The sequence below is a fragment of the Paenisporosarcina sp. P4_D4 genome, assembly GCF_056401835.1.
Genome location: NZ_JBFUIO010000074.1, coordinates 1 through 11,922, shown reverse-complemented (window position 1 = coordinate 11,922; position 11,922 = coordinate 1). Strand labels below are relative to the sequence as shown.

Below are 11,922 nucleotides of genomic sequence, written 5' to 3'. Positions count from 1 at the left end.
GTTCTGGGGTGAGCGATGCTAAGATTTGTTCTGCTGATTTACCAGTTGCACCCGAAACAGGTCCGATCCCGAACTGGACGGAGGAGAAAAGTAAACCCAATGATAAAGCAATGGCAGTTGAAGTTTTCGATGTTTTGCTATACCAACGATATTTTCTCTCTTTCATAGGCTCCCTCTTCTTGCTAAGAATTTGTAAAGATCGTAACGCGATAGAACTGAGAAAGTGCGCTTTAACAATTTTGATTTCAACAAAATTCCTCCTACATTTTTCAATTTGGCATTAGAGCCATCTTGCCCGAGAATATTATTTCTTCTAAATCACATTCCCTTCCATTCTGTCTGAAAATTATTACAATTCGTATTATACCTACTCTTAGAACAGTGTAAATTGGGGGAATTCCATGCGATTCCATTGACCCATTCAACTAAAAAATATTTTAAGTACGTGTCAATAAAGCACGAAAACCTGTGGAAAATAGCATATTTTCGAAGCTGGATGGGTGAAATTTTGTAATAAATTATCAAGTTATGAATGCAATACATTTTAACCTTGGGGGAAATGACTGAAAATTAAAACCATTCTATCAATTATTACAATTTTAATAGAATCAAATCGATAGATAGTACTAGGGACTCGTATCGAGGAATAGAAGTTTAACTAGGATATTTGTACCAAAAACACCATTCGTGATTAATAGAACTAACTGTCTATGAATGCTGCTTTACTCTGAATATAGATTACAATTAAGGGAAATTCTAAAAATCAATTAGTGTTAGGAGGATTTAGGGTGAAGTACTTTATGTATCAATACTTTAATCATTGCATGTGTCAAACAAAATTTCAGTAAGTGATGGGTAGTCGTTGCACCACCTAGTTCAACTGGCACTTCGATCTTATCAGCAAGGGCCTCAAAGCCAGAATCCTAATGGAGACTGCTGAGTTTAAAAAAATTGTAGATGAAATAGTTATTTCTAACGGAATGCAAAAAAGAGGTAGCTATTATTATTTAGAAAGTAAAGAAATAATGGTTGTACTTGTTAAACTTATAATAAAGCAATTGTTAATTAAAATAGCAAAAGGCATGACGAGTGAAATCTCGGCACACCTTTTTAAAAAGCTCAACTATATGAACTTCAAAATTCCCAAAGAAACTTTATGATACATTTTAATATACATATAAAAGATTTACTCTATAATGAGTAGATTTAATTCTCTATCGCGAGAAGTGCTATGGAATTCAAGTAACTGTCCGTTTGAGAATATGCTTATCTTTCAACAAATTGGTTCCAATAACTCCAATAATTATAAGAGCTGAGCCCACTATATGAAATAGATATATTTTTTCATTTAATATTACTCCTCCAGCAATAATAGAGACTACAGTAGACATATTGGAGAAGACACTCATTTGGGACGCTGATATTTTTGAGAGAATAAAATTAGATAATAATGACGTTACGAAAGATGCAAGAATCCCAAGAAATAAAATAGAAACAACAAAGTTTAAGTTAGTCAAAGGGATAAACATAGATTGTAAGCTCTTATTTAATATATGTTGATAAATTGCAATAGTGTTAAAAAAGAAGAAACCTATCCCTAACATAAAAAATGTTACATCTAACGGTTTAAAAGTTTTCAATAAAGAACGAGCCATTACTGTATAACCTGATAGCGATATACACGAAATCATCAGCAATGAAATACCTACCCAATTTGAGATGGAAACAGTGCCGCCTTTCATCGAAAAGATATAAAAAACACCAAAGACCGAGGTTAAAATAGAAAGCTTTTGATAAGCTGATGTTTGTTCTTTTAGAAAAAATGAAGCCAAAATTGTCGTTAAAATTGGTATGGTTGCAAAAAGTATCCCGGCTTCTGATGAAGGTACAGATTCAAGGCCAAACGCTTGAAAAGTAAAGAAAAAAGTCGGATAAAACAGGGTTAATGGTATTAATTTATAATATGACTTTATCCTTAAATCTACCTTTACAATTTTAAATATTACTAATAACAATACCGTTATGAAAGCAAAAGTAAAACGGAAGGCTAAGGTATCTATTGGGTTAGAAATATTAATAGCCGTTTTTGTGAATAAGAAAGATAAACCCACTATTACTGCATTTATACCCGCACATACGTAAGCCAAATAAAGCCCTCTATTCATATAACCACGTTCTTTCTTCATTAGTCTTAAATAAATTGTACCATTCCAAATATTGTCTGCACCCTCCATTAGTTTGAATATCATCTACGACTTTTGAATGGAAATCTACCCCTTTGACTGAATATCAACTAATAAGTAAGAGTTTTAAGAAAGTTAGTTGTAATATATTTATTAAATAATTCGGAAATTATTGAATTTATAATTCCATTATTATAGAATACATTCATAGATGAAGGAGGCACTCGGATGAATTTTCATTATTCCTCGCAACCAATAGAAACTATCTCGATAGAAGTAGAATCTTCACAAGTATGGGAGGTGATTCTTGGAATTACTGGTTTTACCCACACGCAACTAAGACATACTTTTGAGTTCGACGAAATGTGGGAGTCCAATCTGGATTCCATGTCTGAAATTCTCCTCAAGTATTTAGATGAAATAGAAAGAACTAATTTATGGTATGGATTAATCTTGCTTCAAGAAAGGTTTTCTGCAAAATCTATAACCGATTTTTCTCTCCAGCTTTCAGAAATGAATCCAAATGAATTTTATGAAACGGTTTTGCCTTATAAGGATCGAGAGATGGAACCAATGCGTAGAGAGATTTCTGCACAATACAAACAAGGCGATTCATTTGAGTCTTATGCGTCCTATTTTGATGACCATGCCTATCTCGGTGAATACATCCGTCATCTTGGTTCTTATTCATATCAAGAAATTTGCACTTTATTCATCAACCTTATGACTGATTGGTACACCTGGATACGCCAGAATGAAAAATGGGAAAAGTGGATTCGAACCTTAGATTTTGAGGAGAAGCAATATAATTCACTAGATAAGAACAACCCTATCGAAACAATCGAATTAATTACGGGTGGAGTATGGTATTTTCCGGAACCTTCTGTTTGGACAGTTAAATTGATTCCGCAGGTAATTTATCGCCCATGGACCCTAGAAGTCCGTACGCCTGACACAAAATTATATTTCTATCCTTTAAAAGAAGAGTATTTGACGGAGCCTGGAGTTCCTTCGGCAGAACTCATTCGGGGACACAAAGCATTAGGAGATGAAGTTCGGTTGAAAATTCTTTATCAGTTGGTAAAAGAATCTTCATCACTACAAGATTTAAGTTTACAGTTCAGCATCTCTAAAACCACTCTCCACCATCAGCTCTCATTATTAAAAGCAGCAAAATTTATTCAGGTTGATAAAGGAATCTATAAGGCAAATATGACCCGAATTAACGCTTTTTCTGAACGTCTAACTCAATACCTTGGGAACCCAATATAAAAAAGTACTCTAAATCATTTAAATCACTTTGGTTAGGTGAAGTCGTATCAGAATTTGGAGGAGCAGCTGGGGGGATAATTAATGGTTTGCTGCTTTATGAATTAACTGGTTCAAAGGAATGGATGGCGGCAATTTGGCTAGTCTACTTTATTCCTTCATTAATACTTCAAGGACTTAGTGCTCCATTACTGAACCACGTTGTGAAAGAGAAAATGCTTCGAAACATCCAGTTGATTCGTGCCAGTGCTTACTTTTTACCACTAGCTGGTTACTTAATGGATTCTGATTTTGGAATTATGGTTGGATTAGTTTTACTACAGTGCATTTTGGGATTGATGCAACCCATCTACGCCAGTCTTTCATTTGCTCTCATACCTGATATTTGCAAAGACGACGAGCTTGTTGATGCAAATGGATTATTGGACACCACACTGCGACTCATGATTATTATTGCTCCAGGTGTAACTTCATTATTATTGTTGTTCATTCCTATGGAATACATCTATGGAATCTCTTCGATACTGTTTTTGGCTAGTTTCTTGGCGCTTTCGCAAATACCACAGTCAAGCCAGAAAACGGTCGCCACGTGGACAAAAAAGTTTTGGTGGACTGAACTGAAAGAAGGTTATCGAACTTTTTTTAAATACCCAAATCTTTTACGACTAACGCTTCTTTCTTCGACAGTCCAATTTGCTGTAGGGGCAACAATGGTTTTAAGTGTTCCTTTTATACAAGGTGAACTTGAAGGACAGGATTGGGAATATGCTATTTTCAAAGGAGCTTTTCCTATTGGTTATGTTATTGGAATGTTAATTCTTACTAAAATACCGAAAACGGTTTTTACGATGTACCTTGGTTTGTTTGGAGGAGGTCTATCATTTATTCTCTTGTTTTTTGTCCATTCAGTACCCCTTGCATGGATATGTGAACTAATCGGTGGAATGTTATTCCCTCTTTTTAATGCTCAAAGTGCCGCTATTTTTCAGCGAGAGGCCCCTCGAGAACGCTTAACGCAACTTAGTGCAGTTCGCCTGTTTTTATTTAGGATAACAATGCCTCTAGGAATCGTGTTTGCCTCATCTGCATTATGGGATATCAGCACCCGTCTAACATACCTGATCATTGGAATGGTGATTGTTCTCCCTGCTTTGTTTTATCTTTTTATATCTCTATTAAAACAACATCATTTTCCAGAGCGAAGATTGGAATCATAACCAAGTAGCATAGACTAGCGATAACCGCGATCATACTCGTCACGGATCTACGCCCTTTAGTAAAAAAGCAATGCCTACTTTCAACACCGCAACTATTATTTAATTTTCGTTCAATGAATGATTAAGATTATTTTCCACTCTTTTATTTGAAACATAACTATGCAATATCATTCCAATGATGACGATAAAAATACCGACCCAGGAAATTGGAGAAGGAAGTGGTATAGATAGAAATATTAGTTCACCAGCTAATGCAAATATCACTTCCATTGATTGTGTTGCTTCAACTGCAGCTAACTTTTGCATATTTCCTCTTACCAAATCAGTAGCCATAAAAAATAAGACCGTGGCAATGACGCCTGAAAAAAGAGCTACCAATAACGATTGAAAGCTTTGTCCTCCACTTGGTAATCCTTCCGTAAAAAAGCCATACAAAGAAAGCAAAAGCCAAAATGGTAGACTTGCTAACGTCATTCCTAATACTCGTTGATATGCATCTAATCGCCCTTCACATACATCCATCATTTTGCGATTCCCTAAAGGATAGGCAAATGATGCGATTAGAATGGGGACAACTCCCAATAATAGATTTTCTAATGAAAGTTGCTTGGCATGTTCCATTTGCATTAGAACAATACCTAACAGAATAATCATTGACATGAAAAGACCCCTAAAGGCAACTTTCCTTCTAATCTGTAAAGGTCCATTCTTGGTTTGTATTGTTTCAAAAAATAACGGTGCAAGTAATGCACCTGAAATGATCGTAATTTGCCATGTACCAGCAATCAGCCAACCAGGTGAATACGCAGCTGCATAACATAAAGGTGCGTAAAATAAAACAAAGCCAACGAAGCTCCATAATATCCATTTTCCTGGTTGTTTTTGCATTTCTTTTATTAGTGCTAATAGATTTCTTCTCATTAGTACAATAGTCAAAAGAAATGGAATCATAAAAATGTACCGAAGTGAGGCACTCCATATCCAACTCCCGCCAGACAACTCCATGGATGCATTAAAAATAAATGTAAATGCAAAAAAGAAGGCAGCACAAATACCAATAAAAATGGACTTCAATGGAACTCACCTCGTCTCTCTATCATGTTTGGTTAGTAGTTCTTCAAGCATCCGATCTGTTGGTCTCCACAACCCACTAACTAAAAGTAGTTGCAGATTTCGAATTATGTATCTTGATATTTTTCTACCACTTTACTAAACAGAAAACCTAATATTTGTTGAAAAAGCATACAAAACACAACGGGCATGGCAACTTTTGCAGGGAAAAAAGTGTTTGCAATAATAATACCAATCGGAAGATTATAAAAACAAGAGTCGTAACAATATGAGTTTCCATAATAAGTGACCCAAAGCTAAAGCGATTGCATATCTGGAACCAACCAGTAGGAAAACAACAAGAATAACAAGAAATAATTCCCCTGTGATTTCTTATAGTATGGTGCGACTGTACTGCTGTTTATCATTACAACAAAAAACAAACTGAATTTAGAAATTGGGACTTTGATAAAAGAGTGCTACAAACATTGATTTTATAATAGAGGATTTTGTGAGAAGGCTTGAACAAAAGGGAATAATTTAACTGGATAAAACAACGCAATTTATGTTCCCAATAGAAGAATAAAATAAGTAATTCCGTAAAAAGGAATTGCAATTGAAGTAATTATATACATTGTCATTTCGCCTTTAGAAAGTTTTCTTTTCCACTTAGTTAGCTTAAGTTGCCTACGATAAATAATGCTGGAAATGAATATTAATATAGAAGTTAATTCCTTTATGTTTTCTAAAATGGTGATCAAATAATCAGCTCCTTTAGGGTCTTGCAATAAATTGCCCTATTATATTAAATGATGAAATAACATAAAAAAGAATCTCATATTTAGAAAGCAAAATATGAGATTCCTTGATCAAAAAAGCCATTTTGAAAGATATTGGATTTAATTGCTATTTGATAACCTACTAAAAGGTAAAGCTTGGCCTTATGCCCTGGCTCACTATCAAACTCAATTTTCACAATCTTACCAGTAATTAAATGAAGATCTTTGTTCGGTATTAAGGTTTCGATAGTTTGTGCTTGAATTTTGCTGTTACTGTTACTGTCTTTGAAACTTGATTGTTCGCAATATCGGTTGCGACAACTGTAATTTCGTTCACACCATTATCAAGCAAAATCCGCTTCGAATACTTGCCATCAACAATTGCTGCCTCAAAACCATTCACTTGGACTGATTTGAGGTTGACATCTGAAACCGTCCCTTCGACTGTCACCGTTTCACGATTCGTCTTATCTCCGTTTTTCGGATTGTCGAGTGTCAGTTTAGGATTGATCGTGTCAAGCGTGATTGTAACTGGCGCAGATTTACCTGTTACTTTACCACCCATCTTCGACACAGCGATCATCTCATTTGCACCTTCAACAAATTCCATAGGGATAGCGAATTTTCCATCATCACCAACTAAAGTAGAACCTGCCTCTTTTCCGTTATTCATCAATTGGATTGTCGTCGTTGTGGACGCTACTCCTTCGATTACCCCTTTTTTTTCATTAGTACTAAAGCCTTGTACTGGAGATGTAATAACCGGTTCAATCACTTCATATATGACACGTGCACGGATCATGAAGTTTCCTTCGCTTGTAAGTGAAGGTGTCCATGAACCTGCATCAAATTGATAGTTTCGGTTAGAGTTCCGGGTATTTGTATCTGACGCAAGTCCAGGTGCATTCGTTCTACCCTGCGTCTGAACATAGACCATGTAGAAATCGCTATCAACTTCAATATTGTATTCTGTCAAATCAACGACTGTCCATGTACCGTCACGTTTTGCTTTCGCGCTAAATGGACCAGCCAGTTTCTTACCGGGTGCACCATCTGCACCTGTTGCATCCCACACCTCTACTGCAAAAGCAGTTCCACCAGGTCTAGGCCAACTCTCATCCGAGAAGCGGAAGATGCCATCGGATACGATTGCAGATTCTTTTCCAGCAGGAAGAGTCATTTTCACTCCCCAAGCATTTCCAGCTGCAAAAAACGCATATGCATTTTCTTCTGTTCCATCATCATAGCCAATTTCCCCACCTGGGTACGTATAATACGGCTCAAGCTCAAGATCCAGTGCCGTATCGTTGCCGATTGAAATGGTAGTTCTCTGACCACCGTAACCTCGTGCAAACACTACAAGCGTATAGTCCCCCTCATAAGCAGTGATGGAATAGTTACCATTTACATCTGTCACTACAGGTGTGATATTTGCATCTTCAAGGAGAAGTAATTTCACTCCTTCGATTCCATCACCTGTTGATTTGTCTGTAATTGTACCACTAACCGTTGCTTTTGGCAGTTCTTCTAATATGAAATTCGCTTGTGTCGATTTATCCGCCTCGATTTGAACGGTTTGTTCTTTAGATTGGAATCCGTAAGCTTCTGCTTTCGTAGTAAATGTACCTATGCCATGAATTAACGAATACTTCCCGTCAGCAAGGTTTGAATAGACTGAACGTCCTGTTTCAAGTACACTCACTTGTGCTCCAATTGGTAAGACCATCGGGTTGAGATTCCCTTCGCCTAGTGTTGTTTCTTTTTCAGGCAATGCGGGTTTTATTTTTGTTGGGTCAATCGCTTCTTCGAATAAATCTTTCCCTTTCTCTATAATCACGTCGGAATTATTATTGTTTGGCTTTTTGACACCATCAAGACCACTTTTTTCGGTATTCAATTTACTCCCTTTGTCACCTTGTTTAATCCCTTCTGATACTTTTTCAGTATGTGATGTATCAACTAAAGAGACATCATCGATATACCAGCCATCCTCTTCAACATTTCCATCTGAAAATCCATTGAACCCGATATAGACGCGCTGACCGCTATACGCTGACAAATCGACTTCCGTCTCAGACCAAGCACTTGATCGACCTTGAATCTTGAGTAGTTGTGTCCATTCCTTCATATCAGTGGATATGAAAATATGTCCGTAATCATAAGCTGCCCCTGCTGATGATTGCTCGAATTCATGCCATTGTTTGAATTGCAAGTAGGCATTTCCTTCAGGCAAATCCATTGGAGGCATAAGGAGTGTTGCGTTCATATTATTCCCATACGGACCTTCAAGATTTGTGGCGTACACTTTTTCACCAGATGCAGCTTTACCAGGGCCGGATGTCGGTACACCCCACTCCCAAGTATCCATTAACCCAAATGAAGTCCAACCGATTGGTGTCTTCTCAAAATCTTCGAAATAGCCAACTGTAATAGCTGGTTTCACTTCGATTGTGTGATTTTCACTTACTACTTCGTTATTCCCGAAGTCATTGATTGTCCATTTGTAAACAATCGAATCACCAGCGATTTCCTCACTTGGAATCGTTGCTACATATTCTCCGGACTTATAATCTCCAGACTTCTGAGAGGCATTCACTGCTTTCCATTCTCCGTTTGCACCTTGGTAGTTCAGTACGACGGATGCTAAGCTAATGTTGTCACTCACTTTGATTTTCAAATCGAGATCCATTCCTACATATGTAGCTATCGGCGCAGTATGAGTGAATGTTGGGGCTTCATTATCCTCCCCTTTTTTCGCCACTTGGCCTTCAAGCTTTCCAAGACCATTAATGATTGCAGAAACAGACATATAAGCGTCGACAAGTCCATATCCATACCCATCGTTCGGAGTCTGTGGATATTCAATATCCGTCAACGGGACTGCCGTATTTAAAAGAATCTGTTCCATTTCATCGACTGTTACGTTCGCGTTCACTTGGCGGAGCATTGCCGCTATCGCCGAAACTGCAGGACTAGCCATCGATGTTCCATTCCAACCGCCTTCATAACCACTCCCCGGGACTGCTGAACGGATGTTCGCTCCTGGTGCAGAGACATCTGGTTTAATTTCCGAATACGGTGATGGACCGCGTAAGGAAAAAGCTCCCACTTTATTGTCAATGTCGGTCGCACCAGTTGCAAATGATTCCGGATAGTTACCCGGAGATGCTACTGATCCTGGTCCCCCTGGGTTATATATCGTTGTATTTCCAGCTGCGAATCCAGGAAATATTTGTGCAGCGCGCCAGTTTTTAACGACGTCGCGATACCACTCATCAAGACCAGCACCCCCACCCCATGAGTTATTCACAACATCTGGTGCCAGGTCGACACGTGAATTGCCATTTGCATCTGTCGGGGCCAAAATCCATTGCGCTGCTGCCAATAGATCACTATCTGATCCCCCATCCGCTGAAAATGCTTTGACAGCAATCCATTTCGCACCCGGTGCTACACCAATTTGGTTAGAACCATTTGGCTCGCCACCTACCATCGTACCGGTAACATGTGTACCATGCCCCTGGTCATCATAAGGTGCTGCTTGTCCTGCAGTCGCATCAAACCAGTTGAAATCATGATTCACTTCACCTGTCGCTGCATTGTAGCCGCGGTATTTCTCTTTCAATGCAGGGTGATCCCATTGGACACCTGTATCGATGCTCGCGACGACTGTTCCCGAACCGTCAATACCCATGTCCCAAGCTTTAGGGGCATTGACCCTGTCAACATTCCATTCTACATTGGCGATATTGGAATCAGGTGTTACTGCGTTTTTGGTTTTCGTTGTATATAGTTCCCGTGTTTCATTCGGTAGAACTTTTTCAACTTCAGCGAATGTCGCTATTTTTTGCGCCACTTCTTTTGTAGCTGTAACAGCCATTCCGTTAACAATGTAATACGACGTAATATCTTTAGCGTTCCCTGCCTTAACTTGCATGTCCAAATACTGTTTTACATTTTGTTGCGATTCAAGAGATGTCATTTTCAATTCAGATACAACAGCGGAACGTTGCATGAGCTGTGATTTTTTTGCCGAAAGATTTGCATTACCGGCATCTTTTTTTGCTTGCTCTGCTACTTTTTCCGTGTCTGCACTCTCTTTAAATTTTATGAGAAAAGTAACTCTGTCCTCTTGTTCGAATGTTTCTAGTAAACTACTGCTCAATTTGTTTCCTGAAAGTACGTTAGAGTCATTTAATGATTGGTGCAGTTTTTTATTTGGTTCCGCAGTTGCTATTCCCGGTACAATTAAGGAAAGTACCATGAGTAATGTCGCAACAATGCTGAACATTTTTTTTAGATTACCCTTCTTTTTCATCTTCAACTTCATCCCCCTCCAATTTTTATAGCGACAGCGCCCTACTTCTTCAAGAAGTACATAAAAAAGCACCCCTTGCCCCCTTTCTACAAATTAGTATAGGTACTCAATGGTGTCTGCTGCGAAATTCTTGTTGTTATTATTTAACATAGCATACATAATAGTGTTTTTTGTCGAAATAAGACTGAAAATTCCAAATCGATAGTTTATATCTAGTAAACTCTTTACGTAATATGACCAAGCTACTATTGAGTTTGCACAATACTTTAAGGAATATCGACATGATATTACAAAAGATGGTTATCCTGCACAACAAGATCGTTATATTGGGATATCTCAGGACGAAATAGACCAGGCAATTGATGGATTTAGTTTGTAAAAGGGATTGCCAAAACGTAAGACCTACATAGTGAGGTTATCATTCTTCTAAGTAACGATGTGGATGGTTATTGCTACTTAGAGTGCGAAGTCTAAAGGGAGATTTTTTATTATTCAGCTTACGCTGCATAAAGAATTGGTAAGCCAGTTTTCTAAGCCCCATTACTTTGTTTACTTCTACTCCACACATCTTAATCACTCATACATAAATGAACACAAAAAAACCGATACCTTTTAATAGGTAACGGTTTTCTACTTGCCTAGCGACGTCCTACTCTTGCAGGGGGCGCCCCCAACTACCATCGGCGCTAGGCTGCGAAAGACGATGAACGGCAGATTTCTTCGTCAACCGCAGGTCTTCGAGTCTCGCGTATATTATACGCTCCGATTCTCATCCCTTTGTTTCCTCAAACTATTTGTTCCTCCTCTTTCTCGCACACCTTCGTACTAAGCTTAAAAAACAACACAAAAAAACCGATACCTCGGAAGGTATCGGTTTCTTATTTTGCCTAGCGACGTCCTACTCTCACAGGGGGAAACCCCCAACTACCATCGGCGCTAAAGAGCTTAACTTCCGTGTTCGGTATGGGAACGGGTGTGACCTCTTTGCCATTATCACTAGACTATTTGAGTGTTTGTTCACTCAAAACTGGATAAACGGGTCATTGAAAACCATTCAAATTCATTTTGGTTAAGTCCTCGATCGATTAGTATTCGTCAGCTGCACA

6 protein-coding genes and 1 rRNA gene are annotated in these 11,922 nt (G+C 38.1%); 3 read left to right on the top strand and 4 right to left on the bottom strand.

The window, feature by feature from the left end:
- Positions 1–926: 926 nt before the first annotated feature.
- Positions 927–1,160 carry a hypothetical protein gene (locus AC1DSL_RS13435; protein WP_477532547.1) on the top strand — a complete coding sequence of 78 codons (234 nt, stop codon included), beginning with the start codon at positions 927–929 and terminating at the stop codon, positions 1,158–1,160.
- A gap of 78 nt (positions 1,161–1,238) precedes the next feature.
- Here AC1DSL_RS13435 and AC1DSL_RS13430 read toward each other — a convergent pair whose 3' ends face one another.
- Complete coding sequence (locus AC1DSL_RS13430) at positions 1,239–2,234, bottom strand: DMT family transporter (RefSeq protein ID WP_477532546.1); 996 nt, start codon at positions 2,232–2,234, stop codon at positions 1,239–1,241.
- Between the two features lie 177 nt (positions 2,235–2,411).
- On the opposite strand from AC1DSL_RS13430, the gene AC1DSL_RS13425 reads away from it, so the two are divergent.
- Positions 2,412–3,455 carry an ArsR/SmtB family transcription factor gene (locus AC1DSL_RS13425; protein WP_477532545.1) on the top strand — a complete coding sequence of 348 codons (1,044 nt, stop codon included), beginning with the start codon at positions 2,412–2,414 and terminating at the stop codon, positions 3,453–3,455.
- The gene (locus AC1DSL_RS13420; protein ID WP_477532548.1) at positions 3,434–4,669 is read left to right on the top strand and encodes an MFS transporter; all 1,236 of its coding nucleotides are present in this window, start codon (positions 3,434–3,436) and stop codon (positions 4,667–4,669) included. Before AC1DSL_RS13425 ends, AC1DSL_RS13420 begins: the two co-directional genes overlap by 22 nt.
- A gap of 99 nt (positions 4,670–4,768) precedes the next feature.
- On the opposite strand, the gene AC1DSL_RS13415 is transcribed toward AC1DSL_RS13420, so the two are convergent.
- The 3 genes from AC1DSL_RS13415 to rrf all read right to left on the bottom strand — a co-directional run bounded on the left by AC1DSL_RS13415 (position 4,769) and on the right by rrf (position 11,817).
- Positions 4,769–5,743: a DMT family transporter gene (locus AC1DSL_RS13415; RefSeq protein ID WP_477532544.1), complete on the bottom strand. Its 975-nt coding sequence runs from the start codon at positions 5,741–5,743 to the stop codon at positions 4,769–4,771.
- Between the two features lie 990 nt (positions 5,744–6,733).
- The gene (locus tag AC1DSL_RS13410) at positions 6,734–10,816 is read right to left on the bottom strand and encodes a S8 family serine peptidase (protein WP_477532543.1); all 4,083 of its coding nucleotides are present in this window, start codon (positions 10,814–10,816) and stop codon (positions 6,734–6,736) included.
- An 885-nt stretch (positions 10,817–11,701) separates the two neighbouring features.
- Positions 11,702–11,817: ribosomal RNA gene (gene rrf / locus AC1DSL_RS13405) — 5S ribosomal RNA — on the bottom strand.
- Positions 11,818–11,922: the final 105 nt, after the last annotated feature.

Excerpts from the sequence above, each read along its gene's own strand:
- AC1DSL_RS13435 (WP_477532547.1), top strand. The coding sequence starts at position 927 with ATGGAGACTGCTGAGTTTAAAAAAATTGTAGATGAAATAGTTATTTCT.
- AC1DSL_RS13430 (WP_477532546.1), bottom strand. The coding sequence starts at position 2,234 with ATGGAGGGTGCAGACAATATTTGGAATGGTACAATTTATTTAAGACTA.
- AC1DSL_RS13425 (WP_477532545.1), top strand. The coding sequence starts at position 2,412 with ATGAATTTTCATTATTCCTCGCAACCAATAGAAACTATCTCGATAGAA.
- AC1DSL_RS13410 (WP_477532543.1), bottom strand. The coding sequence starts at position 10,816 with ATGAAAAAGAAGGGTAATCTAAAAAAAATGTTCAGCATTGTTGCGACA.